This window comes from Micromonospora sp. NPDC023644 (genome assembly GCF_040640115.1).
GTDB lineage: Bacteria > Actinomycetota > Actinomycetes > Mycobacteriales > Micromonosporaceae > Micromonospora.
On record NZ_JBFABA010000006.1, the window covers coordinates 215332 to 233467 of the forward strand.

At 74.1% G+C, this 18136-nt stretch carries 12 protein-coding genes; 2 read left to right on the plus strand and 10 right to left on the minus strand.

Annotated elements, in window-relative coordinates:
* Positions 1-137: 137 nt before the first annotated feature.
* On the minus strand, positions 138-2474 hold the full coding sequence (locus AB0G08_RS07760; protein ID WP_358084628.1) for a bifunctional diguanylate cyclase/phosphodiesterase: 2337 nt from the start codon (positions 2472-2474) through the stop codon (positions 138-140).
* Between the two features lie 110 nt (positions 2475-2584).
* Between AB0G08_RS07760 and ilvD the strand changes: the two genes are divergently transcribed.
* Entirely contained in the window at positions 2585-4432 is a 1848-nt protein-coding gene (gene ilvD, locus AB0G08_RS07765; protein ID WP_358084631.1) for a dihydroxy-acid dehydratase, read from the plus strand.
* Positions 4433-4718: 286 nt separating this feature from the next.
* Here ilvD and AB0G08_RS07770 read toward each other — a convergent pair whose 3' ends face one another.
* From AB0G08_RS07770 to AB0G08_RS07800, 7 genes are all read right to left on the minus strand, one after another.
* Positions 4719-5312 (minus strand): hypothetical protein, encoded by a 594-nt coding sequence (locus tag AB0G08_RS07770; RefSeq protein ID WP_358084634.1) that lies wholly within the window; start codon positions 5310-5312, stop codon positions 4719-4721.
* A gap of 195 nt (positions 5313-5507) precedes the next feature.
* A complete protein-coding gene (locus AB0G08_RS07775; protein ID WP_358084637.1) occupies positions 5508-7181 on the minus strand; it encodes a SulP family inorganic anion transporter in 1674 nt (557 codons plus the stop codon).
* Positions 7178-7516, minus strand: a complete 339-nt coding sequence (locus AB0G08_RS07780) for a metalloregulator ArsR/SmtB family transcription factor (RefSeq protein ID WP_358084640.1) — start codon at positions 7514-7516, stop codon at positions 7178-7180. Before AB0G08_RS07780 ends, AB0G08_RS07775 begins: the two co-directional genes overlap by 4 nt.
* A gap of 138 nt (positions 7517-7654) precedes the next feature.
* Positions 7655-10105 carry a glycoside hydrolase family 2 protein gene (locus AB0G08_RS07785; protein ID WP_358084643.1) on the minus strand — a complete coding sequence of 817 codons (2451 nt, stop codon included), beginning with the start codon at positions 10103-10105 and terminating at the stop codon, positions 7655-7657.
* A complete protein-coding gene (locus AB0G08_RS07790) occupies positions 10102-10935 on the minus strand; it encodes a carbohydrate ABC transporter permease (protein WP_358084708.1) in 834 nt (277 codons plus the stop codon). Before AB0G08_RS07790 ends, AB0G08_RS07785 begins: the two co-directional genes overlap by 4 nt.
* A 50-nt stretch (positions 10936-10985) precedes the next feature.
* The gene (locus AB0G08_RS07795) at positions 10986-12005 is read right to left on the minus strand and encodes a sugar ABC transporter permease (protein ID WP_358084646.1); all 1020 of its coding nucleotides are present in this window, start codon (positions 12003-12005) and stop codon (positions 10986-10988) included.
* Positions 12006-12083: 78 nt separating this feature from the next.
* A complete protein-coding gene (locus tag AB0G08_RS07800; protein WP_358084649.1) occupies positions 12084-13373 on the minus strand; it encodes an extracellular solute-binding protein in 1290 nt (429 codons plus the stop codon).
* Between the two features lie 373 nt (positions 13374-13746).
* Between AB0G08_RS07800 and AB0G08_RS07805 the strand changes: the two genes are divergently transcribed.
* Positions 13747-14766 (plus strand): LacI family DNA-binding transcriptional regulator, encoded by a 1020-nt coding sequence (locus AB0G08_RS07805; RefSeq protein ID WP_358084652.1) that lies wholly within the window; start codon positions 13747-13749, stop codon positions 14764-14766.
* Between the two features lie 10 nt (positions 14767-14776).
* On the opposite strand, the gene AB0G08_RS07810 is transcribed toward AB0G08_RS07805, so the two are convergent.
* Together AB0G08_RS07810 and AB0G08_RS07815 are read right to left on the minus strand one after the other, a co-directional pair.
* Positions 14777-15610 carry a MerR family transcriptional regulator gene (locus tag AB0G08_RS07810; RefSeq protein WP_358084655.1) on the minus strand — a complete coding sequence of 278 codons (834 nt, stop codon included), beginning with the start codon at positions 15608-15610 and terminating at the stop codon, positions 14777-14779.
* 85 nt (positions 15611-15695) lie between these two features.
* Positions 15696-17969: a bifunctional diguanylate cyclase/phosphodiesterase gene (locus AB0G08_RS07815; protein WP_358084658.1), complete on the minus strand. Its 2274-nt coding sequence runs from the start codon at positions 17967-17969 to the stop codon at positions 15696-15698.
* Positions 17970-18136 lie beyond the last annotated feature (167 nt).

Genomic DNA, 18136 nt, shown 5'->3' on the forward strand with positions numbered 1-18136 from the left:
GAGGGAGAGTGCGCTCAGGTAAGTACTCGCAGCGACCGGTACGACGACATGCGGCAAGCCTGACGCATCTCACGCGATGAGTCAACTGATCCCACATGTTGGTTCACGGACAGTCGGATTTCACCCGTCCGGGGCGCCTAGGAACCCCGCTCCACCTGCGCGGACCCCTGCTCGGAGGGGCGCGGGGCGGGCACCGTCGGCAGCCGGCGGGGCGGCGGCGACGCGGGCGGGCCGGCCGGGGCCGGCGCCGGGGCGGGTCGGGCCCCCGGAGACGTGGCGGCCTCCAGCATCGCCTCCAGGTGCTCGGCCGGCACGCCCCAGCCGAAGAGCGCCCCCTGGCCGAACCGGCAGCCGGCGGCGACCACGGCGGCCAGCTCGGTCGGCGTGGTCACCCCCTCGGCGATGACCTCCAGGCCGAGCTGGTGGCCGAGCCGCATGACGATGTCGACCATCGGCGCGAACGCCGGGCCGTCGGCCGGCCGCACCGGCTCGTGCTCCGCGACGAGCCCGTGGTCGATCTTCAGGATGTCGATCGGCAGGCGGCGCAGCTGGCCGAGCGAGGAGTAGCCGGCGCCGAAGTCGTCCAACGCGATCCGGACGCCGGTGGCCCGCAGCGCCGTCAGCCGACGGATCAGCTCGTCCAGGTCCGTCGCCACGGCGTGCTCGGTGACCTCCAGCACCAGCCGCTGCGGCGGCACGCGGTGGGCGCGCAGCGCCTCGGCGACCTGCACCACGTACTCCGGGGCGTGCAGCTCGCGGGGGGACACGTTGACCGAGACCCAGACGTCGTGGCCGTCGGCCAGCCAGCGGGAGAGCTGGTGGCACGCCTGGTGCAGCACCCAGGCGCCCAGCTTGGCGATCATCCCGCACTCCTCGGCCAGCGGGATGAACTCGTCCGGGCCGACGTTGCCCAGCACCGGGTGGCGCCAGCGCAGCAGCGCCTCCGCGCCGACCGGGCGCACCGAGGGCAGCGAGGCCACCGGCTGGAACGCCAGGCGCAGCTCGTCGCGCTCGATCGCGCCGCGCAGCTCGTGTTCCAGCGTGGTACGCCGGCGCAGCAGCTGGTCGTACGTGGCGTCGTAGCGCTCGATCCGGTTCTTGCCGCGCTGCTTGGCGTAGCGCAGCGCCAGGTCGGCGTGGCGCAGCAGCAGCTCCACGTCGGGCTCGCCGGCCCAGCCGGCCACCCCGATGCTCACCGACAGGAAGATCGGCCCCGCCGGCTGGTCGTAGGCGCGCCCGAGCACGCCGAGCAGGCGCTCGGCCACCCGGTCCGCGTCGGCCGGGTGGCCGTGCATCAGCACCGCGAACTCGTCGCCGCCGAGCCGGGCCGCCACGTCACCGGGGCGCAGGTTGGCGCGCAGCCGCTCGCCCACCTCGGCCAGCACCGCGTCACCCACGTCGTGGCCGCGCATGTCGTTGACGTGCTTGAACCCGTCGAGGTCGAGCCCGAGCAGCACGCAGGGGGCGCCGGCCTCGGCGCACCGGTGCAGCGCCTGCAACAGCCCCCGCCGGTTGGCCAGCGCGGTCAGCTGGTCGGTGTGCGCCAGCTCGCGGAAGTGCGCCTCACGCTCGGCGAGCCGCCGGGCGTAGCCGCGTACGTCGTGCAGCGTCAGGTACTGCCGGGCCACCAGGGTGAAGCCCTCCACGCTGCCGGCGACGATGCCGAGCGCGTCGAACCGGCCGTCCTGGAGCAGGTGGTACATCGCCGAGGCCGCCATGGCGAACATCGGGACGAACGCGTAGGCGCCGTCGCGGCGGATCAGGTCGAGGGCCGGCTGGGCCGTCGCGTCCAGCCGGCGGGCGGCCGACGCGGCGGCGACCAGGCCGGCGGCGAGCACCCCCGCCCCGATCAGCGCCACGCCCGGCCCGGCCTGGCAGAGCCCGGTGGCGATGCCGAGCCCGCCGCAGGTCACGGCCGTGGCCCCGGCGCCGAGCCAGGCGGCGCGACCGCGTGGCGACGGGGCACGGAAGGCCACGATCAGGGCGAGCCCGGCGGTCAGGGCCGCGCTGACCGTGGCGAGCAGGATCGGCACGCAGGCCGCCGGGGTGGCGTCGCCGAGCAGCCGGGTGGGCTCGGAGAAGAGCACCCAGCCGACGAACCAGAACGCCGCCGCCATCACCAGGCCGTCGAGCGCCAGCCGGGCGGTGGCCGCCGCCGTGGCGGCCACGCCGGGCAGCCGGAGCAGCCCGGCGGAGAAGAGCAGCCCGCCGACCGCCGTGCCGATCGCCACGACGCCGGCCCAGCCGGTGCGCCGGTCCGGGGCGTGCCCCTGGTGCCCGGTGGTGGAGAGCGCCACGGCCACCCCGAGCAGCAGGGTGAGCAGCACGACGCCGGACGCGGCGGCGAGCAGCGCGTACGCCTGCCGGTGGGGCCCGGCGCGACGCCGGGCGTCGACGGCCGACAGCGTGGTGGCCGCCGCGGCGACCAGCCCGCACAGCACCGCGACCGCGACCATGCCCGGGGGGAACTGCACGTCCCAACTGTGCCGGATGCGTGCCGGACGCGGCAGCCCGGGTGTGCATCCTTTGGGACACGGCGCGCACGGCGGCCGGCCGGCCCAGCGGCGGTGTCACACTGGTGGGCATGCCTGAGCTGCGGTCGAAGACCTCCACGCACGGTCGGACGATGGCCGGCGCCCGGGCCCTGTGGCGGGCCACCGGGATGACCGACGACGACTTCGGCAAGCCGATCGTCGCCATCGCCAACAGCTTCACCCAGTTCGTACCCGGTCACGTGCACCTCAAGGACATGGGCGGCCTGGTCGCCGACGCGGTGGCCGAGGCCGGCGGGGTGGGCCGCGAGTTCAACACCATCGCCGTGGACGACGGCATCGCCATGGGCCACGGCGGGATGCTCTACTCCCTGCCCAGCCGCGAGCTGATCGCCGACGCGGTGGAGTACATGGTCAACGCGCACTGCGCCGACGCCCTGGTCTGCATCTCCAACTGCGACAAGATCACCCCGGGCATGCTGCTGGCCGCCCTGCGGCTAAACATCCCGACCGTCTTCGTCTCCGGCGGGCCGATGGAGGCCGGCAAGACCGTGGCGATCGAGGGCGTCGTGCACTCCAAGATCGACCTGATCGACGCGATGATCGCCTCCTCCAACGAGGCCGTCACCGACGAACAGCTCGGCGAGATCGAGCGCTCGGCCTGCCCGACCTGCGGTTCCTGCTCCGGCATGTTCACCGCCAACTCGATGAACTGCCTCACCGAGGCGATCGGCCTGGCGCTGCCGGGCAACGGCTCGACGCTGGCGACCCACGCCGCGCGCCGCGCGCTCTTCGTCGAGGCCGGCCGCACCGCCGTGGAGATCGCCAAGCGGTGGTACGACGGCGACGACGCCTCCGTGCTGCCGCGCGCCGTCGCCAGCCGGGCCGCGTTCGAGAACGCGGTCGCCCTGGACGTGGCGATGGGCGGCTCGACCAACACGATCCTGCACCTGCTCGCCGCCGCCCGCGAGGCCGAGCTGGACTTCGACGTCGCCGACATCGACGCCGTCTCCCGCCGGGTGCCCTGCCTGGCCAAGGTCGCGCCGAACTCCCCGCAGTACCACATGGAGGACGTGCACCGGGCCGGTGGCATCCCGGCCATCCTCGGCGAACTGGACCGGGCCGGCCTGCTCCACCGGGACGTGCACGCCGTGCACTCCCCCAGCCTGGAGCGCTGGCTCGCCGACTGGGACGTCCGGGGCGGTTCGGCGACGGCGGAGGCGGTCGAGCTGTTCCACGCCGCCCCGGGCGGGGTGCGCACCACCGAGCCGTTCTCCACCACCAACCGCTGGTCGTCGCTGGACACCGACGCGGCCGGGGGCTGCGTGCGGGACCTCGCCCACGCCTACAGCGCGGACGGCGGGCTGGCCATCCTGCACGGCAACCTGGCCCCGGAGGGCTGCGTGGTGAAGACCGCCGGGGTGCCCGAGGAGTGCCTGACCTTCCGGGGCCCGGCCAAGGTCTACGAGTCGCAGGACGACGCGGTCGAGGCGATCCTCAACAAGCGGATCGTCGCCGGCGACGTGGTGGTGATCCGCTACGAGGGGCCGCGGGGCGGCCCCGGCATGCAGGAGATGCTCTACCCGACCTCCTTCCTCAAGGGCCGGGGGCTGGGCCGGTCCTGCGCGCTGCTCACCGACGGCCGCTTCTCCGGCGGCACCTCCGGGCTCTCCATCGGGCACGTCTCACCGGAGGCGGCCTCCGGCGGGCTGATCGCCCTCGTCGAGTCCGGCGACGAGATCGTCATCGACATCCCGGCCCGGTCGATCGAGCTGAACGTGGCCCCCGACGTGCTGGAGGCCCGGCGGATCGCGCAGGAGAAGCGCGACAGGCCGTACACCCCGCTCGACCGGCAGCGGCCGGTGTCGGCGGCGCTGCGCGCGTACGCCTCGATGGCGACCTCGGCCAGCGACGGCGCCTACCGCCGCGTGCCAGAGTAGCCGCCGTGGCGCGTCCGCCAGTGCCTCGTCACGCAGCCCCGAACGGGTGATACGTGCTCCCTGGGGCGGTGGTGGTCGCCGAGCCGGTCCGCGGGCGAAGGATCGTACGGGCGCTTTCGAGCTGAGTCGTTTGTGAGATCAGGCGAGCGCGTCCGGGCCGCGCTGTGCCATCGAACTGCGATGAGTCGTCTACGACATCAGCTCGAAAGCGTTCTCCGTGTGCAGCGCTTCCGCTCGTCAGCGGATGCGGTGCCCACGGGCCGCCGCACCCGCGAGGCCGAAAGGATCACCCGGCGAACAGGGTGCCGAGATCCTTGTACGCCTGGTCGAAGCGGGCCATCGCCGCCGCGATGTTGGGCTCCGGCTGCGGATCACCGAGCGCCTTCTGCATCAGCCCGAGCCCGCCGGCCAGGTTCTCCCCGCTCGCCACCAGCGACGGCTGCGGGTCCGGGTCGCCGTGGAACTTCCCGTTCTTCAGATCCGCCCAGCCGACCTGGCCGAGCTTCACCTCCGAACCGTCCATCAGCTTCGCCGATGACCGGAAGCTCTCCGTCGCCAACTCCCGCAGGTGCTTCGCCTTGACCGGGTCCACGGCCTGCGCCGCCTCCCCCAGCAGCGACAGGCCCCGACCCAGCCGGTTCAGATACTCGAATCGCTTCTCCGGGTCGATCCGGTCCCACAGGTCGAAGACGGGCGGACAACTCAGACACTCGATCGGCCCGATCGGCTTCGGCTCGAAGTCCGGCAAAATGATTGTGTGACAGTCGAAGATCGGCCGGCCGTCGAACTCACCGACCTTGAAACAGACCGTCGCCGGCCGACCGGCGGCACTGGCCGGATTGGCTGGCACCAGCAGCGTCGCGGTGACGACGAGCGCCACCGCGAGCAGTATTCGACGAATTCGGGCCATGTGATACCTCCTGCGATACACGTCAATGCCATTATTCTGGCCCGCTGGCGCGTCGAGGCATAGGCCGAACAAAGTCTGAAATCCGCAGGGCGCGCCCTGTCCCACATCCCGCAACTCGGTCATGGCTGTCGCGGCACCGTCGTCGTCACCTGCTGAGGACCATGCTCAGCGCGACGCCACGGGGCCGGGCAGCACGACGGTCCGGGCGTACCGGATGGCGGCCGGGGTGTCGGGGAAGACCAGGCCGTCGCGGCGCAGCTGGCCGGCGACGCCGAGGGTGGCGAGCACCTGGTCGTGGCCGGGGGCGATGCCGGAGAGCAGCACGGTGACGCCGCGCTCCTGGAGCCGGAGGATGGCGTCGCCGAGCACGTGCGCGCCGGTGGCGTCGAGAGCGGTCACCCTTGACATCCGCAGGATGACCACGCGCACGTCGGCCACGTCGGAGAGCTGGAGCAGGAAGCTGTGCGCGGCGGCGAAGAAGAGCGGGCCGTCCAGCCGGTAGGCCACGATGTGGTCGGCGAGCAGGGCGCGTTCCTCGGCGCTGTGCTCGCCGGGGTCGAGCGGAACCTGTTCCACGCGCGCCGTGCGGGCCACCGCGCGCAGGGCGATCACGATCGCCACGCCCACCCCGACAGCCACGGCGGTCACCAGGTCCAGGGCCACCGTGACCGCGAAGGTGAGCACCAGCACGAGGGCGTCGCCCCGGGTGGCGCGGGCCAGTGCCCAGAGCGACCCGGCCTCGACCATCCGGACGGTGGTGGCCAGCAGGACGCCGGCCAGGGCGGCGAGCGGGATCCGGCCGACCAGCGGGGCGGCGGCCAGCACGATCCCGGCGAGGGCGACGGCGTGGGTGAGCGCGGCCAGCTTCGAGCTGGCGCCGGCGCGCACGTTCACCGCCGTACGGGCGATGGCGGCGGTGGCCGGGATCCCGCCGAACGCCGGGGCGGCGATGTTGGCCAGGCCCTGGCCGAACAGCTCGCGGTCGGGGTCGTGGCGCTGGCCGACGGTCATCTGGTCGGCCACGGTGGCGGAGAGCAGGCTCTCCAACGCGGCCAGCGCCGCGACCGCGAGGGCGGAGGGCAGCAGGACCCCGACGGCGTCGAGGTCGAGAAAGCCCAGCGAGGGCGCGGGCAGGCCGGCGGGCAGGGCGCCGATGCGGGCCAGCTCGACCGGGGCGGTCTCGGCCAGGACGGTCGCGGCGGCCACTCCGAGCAGGGAGAACGGCCAGCCGGGACGCCAGCGGGCGCCCACCAGCATCACCGCCGCGACGCCGAGGGCCACCGCGACCGGGACCGGCCGCGGGTCGGCGACGAACCGGGCGACGGCGTCGGCGGCCACGGCCCAGACGCGGTCGCCGTGCGCGTCGGTCACCCCGAGCGCCGCGGGCACCTGTTGCAGGGCGATGACCACCGCGATGCCGGCGGTGAATCCCTCGATCACGGGGACGGGGAGGTAGTGGACGTACCGGCCGAGGCGGGCGAGGGCCAGCGCGATCAGCACCAGCCCGGCCAGCGCCCCGACCATCAGCACACCGGTGGGGCCGAACTGCTGGACCACCGGCACGAGCACCACCGTCATCGCCCCCGTCGGCCCGGAGACCTGGAGGTGGGAGCCGCCGAAGACGGCGGCGACCGCGCCGGCCACCACCGCCGTCACCAGGCCGGCCTGCGCCCCGAGCCCGGAGGTGACCCCGAAGGCCAGGGCCAGCGGCAGCGCCACCACCGCCACGGTCAGCCCGGCGAGCAGGTCGCGCCGGGGTGCCCGACGCACCGCCTGCCAGTCGGCGCGCGGTGGCAGCAGTCCGAGGAACCGCTCGGCCAGCCCGGGTGCCTGGCTCACCGGTCCGCCCCGGAGGACCGCAACTCGTCGAGCAGCGCGTCCCGGTCGGTGAGGACCGCGCCGAGGATGCGCCGGCCGGCGGCCAGCAGGTCCGCCACGTCGGGGGTGCTGAGCGCGTACATCACCAGCGCGCCGTCGCGGCTGGAGGTGACCATGCCGGCCCGGCGCAGCACCGCGAGCTGCTGGGACAGGTTCGACGCCTCGACGTCGATCGCCGCCAGCAGGTCGCGGACGGGCTTCGGCCCGTCCTGGAGCAGCTCCAGCACCCGGATCCGCACCGGGTGGCCGAGGGTGCGGAACAGCTCCGCCTTCGCCTGGTAGAGCGGTACCGACACGTCAGCCTCCGTCACGCCACGTCATCACGTTGCGAACTTTAGCACTTGCGAAAATCTTCAAGTTGCGGCCGACGGGATCCTGGTACGGAACGGCCCCTCCCGGGGCCGTTCCGTACCAAGATCGGAGCGCCGGGCCGGTCAGTCGGTCACGATGTCGTTGACGTGGCGCAGGACGGGGCGGGTCGTCAGGGCCGCCGGGTCCAGCGGGGCGGCGGCCCGCACCGTGAAGGTGGCCGACTCGCCCGGTAGCAGGGTGACCAGCGCCTCGTCGACCTCGGCCGCCGGGTCGAGCCGGTCCGGGAAGAGGGTCACGTCGCGCAGCACCGTGCGGGCGGTGACCCGGACCCGGTGCCCGCCGTCGACCGGCTCGACCGACGCGTCGTAGCGGGCCGGCGGCCAGTCCGCGTCGCGGTCCTCGGCGAAGAACCAGAGCGCCCGCTCGGCCGTCCCGCCCGCCTCCGCCAGCAGCAGCTCGCGGCGGGCCTGCTCCGGCCGCGCCAGCTCCGCCGGCAGCGCCAGCTCGACCTTGGCGTACGCGGGGACGTCCAGCTCCAGCGTGGCCTTGGCCCGTGGCTCGCCGGCCAGCCTCAGCCGGGTCACCGAGGCGCTCGCCCGCCAGGGAGCCGGCCCGTCGTTGACCGCGATCACGGCCAGGCCGCCCGCGCGGGGCTGGACGGTCAGCAGGCGGTCCGCGTACGCCCGGCGCAGCGCGTACCACAGCGGCTTGCGGCGGCCGTCGCCGTCGACCGCCGACCACGAGGTCACCGGCCAGCAGTCGTTGAGCTGCCAGACGATCGTGCCCGCGCAGACGTCCCGGTGGGAGCGGAAGTGCTCGACGGCGAGCTGGATGGCCCGCGCCTGGTTGAGCTGGGTCAGCCAGTGCCAGTCGTCGAAGTCGGCCGGCGTCGGCAGGTGGGCGTCGAGCCCCCGCCGGAGCTTGGCGTCCCCGTCGATCGCCTTCTGGTGGTGCGCCATGCCGGGCGAGTCGGGGGCCAGCGGCTCGTCCGACAGCGCCCGGCGCAGCGTCGCGTACGCGGGCGGGGCCTGGTAGCCGAACTCGGCGACGAAGCGCGGCACGTACTCGCGGTACTTCGTGTAGTCGTCGGTGTTCCAGACGTCCCAGATGTGCGTGGTGCCGTGCGCCGGGTCGTTGGGGTGGAGCTCCTCGCTGCCCGACCACGGGCTGCCCGGCCAGTACGGCCGCGTCGGGTCCAGCTCCCCCACGATCCGGGGCAGCAGCTCCAGGTAGTAGCCGCGTCCCCAGGTGCGCCCCGCGAGGGGCTCCTGCCAGTCCCAGTCGTGCCAGCCCCAGATGTTCTCGTTGTTGCCGGTCCAGAGCACCAGCGACGGGTGCGGCGCCAGCCGCACCACCTGCTCGACGGCCTCGGCGGCCACCTCGGCGCCCAACGGCTCCTCCTCGGGGTAGGCGGCGCAGGCGAAGAGGAAGTCCTGCTGCACCAGCAGGCCCAGCTCGTCGGCGAGGTCGTAGAAGTCGTCCGACTCGTACCGGCCGCCGCCCCAGACGCGCAGCAGGTTGACGTTCGCCCCGACGGCCTGGCGGAACCGGTGCGCCAGCCGGTCCCGGGTGATCCGGGTGGGGAACGCGTCGTCGGGGATCCAGTTCACCCCCCGGACGAAGACCGGCGCGTCGTTGACGTGCAGGGCGAACGGCGTGCCGTGCGCGTCGGGGGCGGTGTCGAGGCGTACGGAGCGGAACCCGATCCGCCGGGACCAGGCGTCGAGCGGGTGCCCGGTGGCGTCGTGCAGCGTCACCTCCAGCGGGTGGCGGTGCTGCGCGCCGTACCCCCGGGGCCACCAGAGCGCCGGGTCGCGGACGGTGAGGGTCAGCACGGCCGCGCGCTCCCCCGCCGGGACGGTCGCCTCGGCCGCCGCGCCGGCGACGGTCGCCCGCACGGTCAGCGGTGCGTCCCCGGCCCGCTCGACCTCGACGTGCAGCTCCACCCGGCCGTCGCCGGCCTCGACCGTCACCAGGGGACGCACGACGGCCAGCCGGGCCGTGGACCAGGCGTGCAGCCCGATCTCCTGCCAGATGCCGGCGGTGACCAGCGTCGGCCCCCAGTCCCAGCCGAAGTTGCAGGCCATCTTACGGATGAACGGGAACGGCTCCGGGTAGGCGTTCGGCCGGTCCCCGAGCCGGTCCCGGTGCGCCTCGGCGTAGCGGTAGGCGGAGTCGAGGCGTACGGCCAGGGTGTTGGACCCGGCGACCAGCAGCGACCGGACGTCGAAACGGTGCCCGCGGTGCATGTTCTCGGTGCGGCCGACCTCGGCGCCGTTGAGGGTGAGCGTGGCGACGGTGTCCAGGCCGGCGCAGACCAGGTCGACCCGCTCGTCGCCCCCGGGCTCGTGGGCGAAGGTGGTCTCGTAGACCCAGTCGGTCCGGCCGATCCAGGCCAACCCCCGCTCGTTGTCGTCGAGGTACGGGTCGGGGATCAGGCCGGCGGCGAGCAGGTCGGTGTGCACGCAGCCGGGGACGGTGGCCGGCACCGGGCGGCCCGCGATCGCGGGCGGCACCTGCGGCCCCGGTACCGCCCGCAGGGTCCAGCCCTCGTGCAACGCTTGCCGGGTCACGACTTCACCGCACCTTCCATGATTCCGCGGACGATCTGACGGCCGCCGACGAAGAGCATCACCAGCAGCGGGAGGGTGGCGACCAGGGCACCGGCCAGCACCCGCCGGTACAGCACGTAGTTGCCGCTGGCCAGGTCGGAGAGCGCCACCATCGAGGTCGGGTAGTCGGTGCCGCCGAGGGTGATCAGCGGCCACTGGAACTCGTTCCAGGTGGCGACGAAGGTCAGCAGGCCGAGCACCGCCATGGCGGGCCGGACCGCCGGCACCACCACGCTCCAGAAGATCCGCATGGTGCTCGCGCCGTCCATCCGCGCGGCCTCGACCAGCTCGTCGGGCACCGCGTCGAGGATGAACTGCCGCATGTAGAAGACGCCGAACGCGCTGACCAGGCCGGGCACGATCACCGCGAGGAGGGTGCCGTTCCAGCCGCCCTCGCCGGGCATGCGGCCCATCAGGATGTAGAGCGCGACGACGCCGAGCTGGTTGGGCACCGTCATGGTCAGGACGACCATGACCATCAGCGCGTTGCGCCCCTTGAACCGCAGCTTGGCGAAGGCGAAGCCGGCCAGCGAGCAGAAGAAGAGCACCGACGCCGTCACCACCGACGACACGATCACGCTGTTGCCCAGCGACTGGAGGAAGAACACGTCCTGCATGGAGAAGACCTCCCGCAGGTTGGTGACCAGCTGCCCGCCGGGCAGCACCTGCGGCGGGATCTTCGCCAGCGCCTCGTCGGTGTTCGTGGCGATGACGAACATCCAGTAGAGCGGAAACGCCGAGAACGCGATCACGACGCTCAGGAACAGGTAGGTCCAGACGGTGCCGGGCATGTGCTGCGGCGCCCGGCCCGTCGGCGCCGCCCGCCGGGAGTTCGGAACCTTCACCGGTTTCTCCCCCCACCCAGGCGGTTCGTGAGCAGGGCGTTGACCGCCGCGACGAGCAGGATGACCAGGAAGAGGGCCCAGGACATGGCGGCGGCGTAGCCGAGGTTCAGGTCCCGCCAGCCGACCTTGTAGATGAGCTGCGCGACGGTCTGCCACTGCCCGTCGTCGCCGCCGAGGCCCAGGGCCGGGTTGGCGTCGAAGAGCATCGGCTCGGTGAAGAGTTGCAGGCCGCCGATGGTGGAGAGCACGACGGTGAAGATGACCACCGGCCGGATCATCGGGACGGTGATCCGCCACAGCTGGCGCCACGGCCCGGCCCCGTCGACGGCGGCGGCCTCGTAGACGTCGCGCGGGATGGACTGCATGGCGGCCAGGTAGAGCAGCGCGTTGTAGCCGATCCACTTCCAGTTGACCATCGTGGCGATGGCGATCCAGGAGGACCACTTGGCGGAGCGCCAGTCGATCGGCTCGGTCTCCCCAACGCCGAGCAGCGACAGCGCCCAGTTGGCGATGCCGGTGTCCCGGGCGAAGACCACGGAGAAGATCAGTGTGGAGGCGGTCACCGGGGTGATGTACGGCAGCAGCACCCCGACCCGGAACCAGGTCTGGGCCCGCAGCTTCCGGTTCAGCAGCGACGCGACGATCAGCGCCAGCAGCAGTTGCGGCACGGTGGAGAGCAGGAAGATGCCGAAGGTGTTGGAGAGCGCGTTGAAGAAGTCGTCGTCGGTGAACAGGCGGCGGAAGTTCTCCAGCCCGGCCCAGCCGGTCAGCGTCGGGTCGTCGAGCCGCCAGTGGCGCAGCGCGACCACGCCGTTGAAGACGATCGGGAAGAGCCCGAAGACCGCGAAGAGCAGGAAGAACGGGGCGATCAGCAGGTACGGCGCGTAGCGCGTGTCGAAGCGGTACAGCCGGTTGCGCCAGCGGCCCGGCTCGGGTCGGCGGCTGCGGCGCTCGACCGTGGCACCGGCCTCCCGGCCGGGCCCGGGCGCCGCGGGGGCGGCACGGGTGGTGGACATCGGGGCACCTCCAGGGGACCGAAGGGGACGGCCGGTCGGGGCGGGGCCCGGAGGCGGCCCGCCCCGACCGGCGTGCGGTCAGGACGTGGCGGCCTTCTCGGCTTCCTTGACCGCCTCGGTCCACGCCTGGTCGGGCCTGCCCTTGAGGTTTCCGGTGGCCAGCCGGTTGAGGACGTTCTCCACCGCCACCCGGGTCGGGCCGTTGCGCCGGCCGAGGTACTGCGGAGTCAGGTTCTCCGCCGTGCTGGAGAAGATCTGGCCGACCGGGGCGTCGTTGAAGAAGGGGTTGGTGAAGTCCCTGATCGCCGGGTCCTGGTAGAGCGCCGGCTGGGAGGGCAGGTTGCCGACCTTCTTGAAGATCTCGATCTGCTGCTCGGGCTGGATCAGCCACTCCACGAACCGGTACGCCTCGTCGACGTTCCTGCCCTGCTTCGGGATGGTCAGGAAGGAGCCGCCCCAGTTGCCGCCCCCGCCGGGGATCGCGGCCACGTCCCACTTGCCGCTGGTGCCGGGGGCGGTGTTCTTGATGTGCCCCTGCATCCAGGCCGGGCAGGCGAGCACGGCGAAGTTGCCCTTGACGAAGCCGCTGTTCCACTCCGGGGAGAACGCGGTGAGGTTGGCCGAGAGGTCGGCGGCGATGGTGCGGGCCGCCACGTCGAAGGCGACCTTCGGGCCGCCGTCCATCTTCAGCGCCTCGCTCTCGTCGTAGAAGCCGACCGGCTGCTGGCCGAGGACGGGGTTGAAGACGTTGGTGCCGGAGTCGATGAACTTCCTGCCGCTCCTGGCCGTGTACTGCTGGCCGACCTCGATGAACCGGTCCCAGGTGGGCCAGAGCGCGGAGACCTGGTCGCGTGCGGTGGGCAGACCGGCGGCGGCGAAGAGGTCGGTGCGGTAGCACATGGCCAGGCCGCCGACGTCGGTGCCGAGGCCGATCTGGGCCTTGCCGTCAGGCGTCAGGGTCTGCTTCCACTTCCACGGCAGGTACTTCTGCTCGTACGTGCCGGCGCCCTTGTCGAGCAGGTTGACGAACTTGTCGGCCTGGCCGCGGAACTGGACGACGAAGCCCTCGTCGACGGCGGCGATGTCCGGCGCGCCGGAGCCGGCGACGAGCTTCTTCTGCAGGTCCTCGTGCTGGGCGTTGTACTCGCCGGTGTTCAGGCTGATCTTGACGTTCGGGTTGGCGTCCTCGTACTTCGTCTTGAGCTCGTCGAGCCCGAAGTCGCCCCAGAAGTTGATCTTCAGGGTCACCGGACCGCTGGCGCGGGAGTCACCGCCGCCCCCGCTGTTGCCGCTGCACGCCGCGACCATGACCAGGCTGACCGCGCCGACGGCGGCCGCCCTGGCCCAGTGCATCAAGGACCGTCTCATGTCATCCTCCGCGCCAGATGGGAACGCTCCCGACATCGAGAGCTGTTGACTGAACCGGATAAGTTTCGCCACCGTACGGGCCGGTTTCGGCAGTGTCAACGGGCGGTCACCGCCGCCACCTCCCGGCAACCTGATCCGCCGTGGGAGCGCGATCATGGGAGGTGGCACCGCCTCGCGGATGCACCGGGCGCGCGCCCACGGCAGGGAAACCGGCCGACCGCCGACGACTTAACCGGGAAAGTCAGCGACCGGCCCGACCTCGCGCGTCGGTCGGACCGGCCCGCCGCCGGCCGGTGCAGTAGCGTGGACCGCCGCCGGTCGCCCCGGCCTCGTGGTGACACCCGCCCGGGCGGGAGAGTGGAGGAGTACGCCGGTGAAGCGGCCCACGATCGCCGACGTCGCCCGCCGCGCCGGGGTGTCCAAGGGGGCGGTCTCCTACGCGCTGAACGGCCAGCCCGGGGTCTCCGAGGCCACCCGGCAGCGGATCCTCGCCATCGCCGCCGAGATCGGCTTCAACCCGAGCCGCGCCGCCCGCTCCCTCTCCGGCGCCACCGCCGACGCGGTCGGCCTCACCCTGTGCCGCCCGGCCCGCACGCTCGGCATCGAGCCGTTCTTCATGGAGCTGATCAGCGGCGTCGAGGCCGAACTCTCCGCCCGCTCGTACGCCCTCACCCTCCAGGTGGTGGCCGACCAGGAGGCGGAGGTCGCGGTCTACCGCCGGTGGTGGGGCGAGCGCCGGGTCGACGGGGTCCTCGTCTGCGACCTGCGCGCCGACGACCGCCGGGTGCCGGTGCTGGAGGAGCTGGGCCTGCCCGCCGTGGTGATCGGCGGCCCGGGCGGCACCGGCGGGCTGGCCAGCGTGTGGTCCGACGACGCGGCGGCGCTGGTGGAGACCGTGGAGTACCTGGTCGCCCTCGGCCACCGCCGCATCGCCCGCGTCGGCGGCCTCCCCGCCCTGCTGCACACCGCGATCCGCACCAAGGCGTTCACCGAGGTGTGCCGGCGGCTCGGCCTGGTCGACGCGGTCACCGTGCCGTCCGACTACACCGGCGAGGAGGGGGCGCGCGCCACCCGCCGGCTGCTCAGCTCGGCCGGCCGCCCCACCGCCGTGATCTACGACAACGACGTGATGGCGATAGCGGGGCTGTCGGTGGCCCAGGAGATGGGCCTCGCCGTGCCGGGCGACCTGTCCATCGTGGCCTGGGACGACTCGCCGCTCTGCCAGCTGGTGCACCCGCCGCTGACCGCGCTCGGCCGGGACATCCCGGCGTACGGCGCGCACGGCGCCCGGCAGTTGCTCGCGGTGATCGGCGGCGCGCCGGCCGGCCAGGTGCAGGACGAGACGGCACACCTCACCCCGCGGGGCAGCACGGCGCCCCCGCGCGCCAGCTGAACCGCTTCAGTCACTCGCGGCTCCTCGCCACCACCGGCAGCTGGATTTCGGTGACGCCCTGCGCGGGATCGTCCGGGCAGTAGTCCAGGTACAGCTCGCGGGCGTACCCGTCGGCCCGCCAGCCGTTCGCCTCCAGCCAGGAGGCGAGCGCCTGCATGCTGCGCCCCACCTCGTCCATCGGCCCGTGGTGGATGATCGTCGCCGCGGTGGGCACCGGGGGCAGGTCGACGACGGCGAAGTCCCGGGCCGTCGAGGGGTCGGCGGCCACCGTCACCCCGGCGTGCACCACCACGGCCTCGCCCTCCCCCGTGGGCTCGTACCAGGCCAGCCCCGGGCCGGCGGGGGCGACGCCCGCCGCGCCGAGGCGCCGGAACAACTCCGGGTAGAGCGGCTGGATCACGGTGGAGATCTCCGGGGTCTCGTAGCTGCGGGCCACCCCCGTCAGCTCCGCCACGCGGACCGCGGGCAGTTCCTTGAGTACGACGTCCTGGCTGGTCATTCGACCCTCCGTCTCGATCATGCGGAGCCTCGCCTCGACCCCGGCCAGCCGGGCGGTGTCGGCCGCCAGCTGGGCCTCCAGCTGGGACCGGCGCAGCCGCAGCATGCCGCGCAGCTCGGCGACCTCGACGGTGTCGTCGAGGATCGCCCGCACCTGCCCGAGGGTGAGCCCGAGTTCCTTCAGGGCGATCACCCGGTTGAGCCGGCGGAGCTGTTCGGCCCGGTAGAACCGGTATCCGGTGTGCGGGTCGACGGCGGCCGGGCGGAGCAGCCCGATGCCGTCGTAGTGACGCAGCATGCGGACCGACACCCGGCCGAGTCTGGCGAAGTCTCCGATGGTGAACATGGCCCCTCACACGTTCGGCCCTGACACGGTGTCAGAGTCAACCCCGGCCACGCGGGGTGCCCGGCAGGGGCCCAGCCGTCGCCGGTCAGCGCGAGGCCGACGGGAACTCCTCGAGGTACGCCTCGACCCGCTCCGCGGTCGCCGGGCGGGCCAGCGCGAAGCCCTGCCCGTACCGGCAGCCGGCCCGCCGCGCGCCGTCGACCAGGCTGGCCGACTCCAGCTCCTCGGCCACGATGTCCAGCCCCAGCCGGTCCCCCACGTTCACCACCACGTCGATGAGCGGGCGCTGCGGGTCCGCCGGGTCGACCAGCTGCGGGCCGACCTTGAGCAGGTCGATCGGCAACCGGCGGAGCTGGGCCAGCGAGGCGTGCTCGGCCCGGAAGTCGTCCAGCGCGGTGCGCACGCCCAGCGAGCGCAGCCCCGCCAGCCGGGCCACCACCGTCGGCAGTTCGGCGCCCACCCGGGGCTCCGCCACCTCGACCACCAGCCGGTCCGGCGCCAGCCCGTACGCGTCCAGCACCGCCGCCGTCCGCGGCACGAAGTCGGGCGCGGTCAGCTCCCGGACCGTCACGTTCACCGCCATCCAGAGCTGTCGGCTCCCCGCCGACCAGGCGGCGAGCTGCCGGCAGGCCCGGTCCAGCACCCAGCAGCCCAGCTCCCCCACCATGTCGAGGTCCTCGGCCACCGGCAGGAACTCGGCGGGCAGCACCGTGCCGAGCACCGGGCTGCGCCAGCGCAGCAGCGCCTCCGTGCCGACCGGCTGCCGGTCGGCCAGGTCGAGCACCGGCTGGTAGACGAGGTCCAGCTCGCCCCGGGCCACCGCCCCGGGCAGCTCCCGTTCCAGGTCGAGCCGGCGGACGAGCTGCTCCTCCAGGTAGGCGTCGTACCACTCGACCCGGTCCCGGCCGAGCTGCACGGCCCGACGCCGGGCCAGGTCCGCCTGGCGCAGCACGGCCTCCGGGGCGCCGCCGCCGAGCTCGGCCAGGCCCACACCGGCGCGCAGCCGCAGCACCCCGCCCGCCACCGGGTAGGGCTGCGTGAGCGCGGCGAGCAGCCGGGTGCCCAGCGCGTACGCCAGCACCGGGCCGACCTCGGTGACCACGGCGAAGCCGGTCGCGGTGACGTCGGCGAGCAGGTCCCGGGGGCCGACGACGGCGCGGGCGCGGCGGACCACCTCGGCCAGCACGTCCTCGGGGACCTGGTGTCCGTCCGAGGCGGGACCGGGGCCGTGCAGGTCGACGAAGAGCAGCGCGCCGGCGGGAGCGCGCGCGTCCCGGCGGGCCGCGAGGGCCCGCAGCAGCGCCAGCCGGTCCACGGGCGCCCCGGCGGTGTCCGGGTCCGCCGACGGGTGCCGGGCCGCCGGGACGTCGGGTCGGGCCGGCTGCGCCGGGTCGTCCGCGCGGAGCAGGTCGCGCAGCACCAGCGGCGGGGCCAGCGCGAGCGCGAGCAGGACCGCGGTGAGGTCCGGCGGCCCGCCGTGGCGCAACCGCCAGCCGCTGGCCGCCACGGCCGCGACGGCCGGGACCACGGCCCGGGGCCACACCCTGGTCGGCAGGGCGGGCGGGGCCGGCTCCGGGCCGGTCGCCCGCCGCGCCCCCGCCGCCGTCAGCAGCACCCCGGACACCAGCGGGGGTACGGACAGCAGCGCCGCCCGGTCCGGTGTCGCGCCCGTGGGGAGCGCGGCCAGCATCACCAGCCCGGCCAGGGTGAGCGCCGCCCCGGCCCGGCAGCGGGCGGCGCCGGTACGCCGGTGCGGCCCGGTCAGCACGACGAGCACGGCGAGCGCGAGCGCGCCCAGGGCCACGGCCACGGCGAGCCGGACCGGCGGACCGAGGCGGTCGCGGGGCAGCAGCAGCCAGCCGGCGAGGACCAGCCCCAGGCCGGCGGCGGTCGCGTCGACGACCCCGCGCAGCCGGACCCGGGCGGACGGGCGGGGCCCCCGCGCCGCCGGCGGCAGGCCCGCGACGAAGAGCGCGGCGGCGGCCAGCCCCGACCCGACGACGGCGGGCCGGTGACCCGGCCCGGCGAGCGGGAGCACGGCGGCGGTGAGCCCCGCCGTCACCACCGCCGCGTCGAGCAGCACGGCGACGCGGCGGGGCGGCGCCGTGCGCCGGCGGGCGGCACGGGACCGGGTCGGGGCCTGCGCGGGGGTGGGGGCCGGCGGCGGGGCGAAGGTGAGCCGGGAGAGCCGGGTGCCCGCCAGGGTGCAGCTGGCGGCGCCGGCCAGCGCCACCACGGCCAGGGCGGGCACCCTGCCGGCCGCGCCGACGAGCAGGAGCAGCGCGACGGCGGCGAGGACGAGGACGTCCGGCACGGCGGGACGGGGGATGGACGCGCGTTGCGGGTACGCGAGGGGCACGGCGGTCGCCTTCGTGAGGGGGCACGGGCGGTGCGACGGTGCAGGGCGCCGGACTCGGGGTGGGTCCGCCGCTCATCAGTCGCCAACGAACGGGCGCGAGGGCGGTGACGCCACGCCGGCAGTGATCCGCGTCACTGCCGGCGCGGGGCCCCACGGGTCGCCGCCCG

Bases quoted from the DNA above. Each gene is read 5' to 3' on its own strand.
- AB0G08_RS07790 (WP_358084708.1), bottom strand. From the start codon at position 10,935: ATGCCCGGCACCGTCTGGACCTACCTGTTCCTGAGCGTCGTGATCGCG.
- AB0G08_RS07795 (WP_358084646.1), bottom strand. From the start codon at position 12,005: ATGTCCACCACCCGTGCCGCCCCCGCGGCGCCCGGGCCCGGCCGGGAG.
- AB0G08_RS07800 (WP_358084649.1), bottom strand. From the start codon at position 13,373: ATGAGACGGTCCTTGATGCACTGGGCCAGGGCGGCCGCCGTCGGCGCG.
- ilvD (WP_358084631.1), top strand. From the start codon at position 2,585: ATGCCTGAGCTGCGGTCGAAGACCTCCACGCACGGTCGGACGATGGCC.
- AB0G08_RS07810 (WP_358084655.1), bottom strand. From the start codon at position 15,610: ATGTTCACCATCGGAGACTTCGCCAGACTCGGCCGGGTGTCGGTCCGC.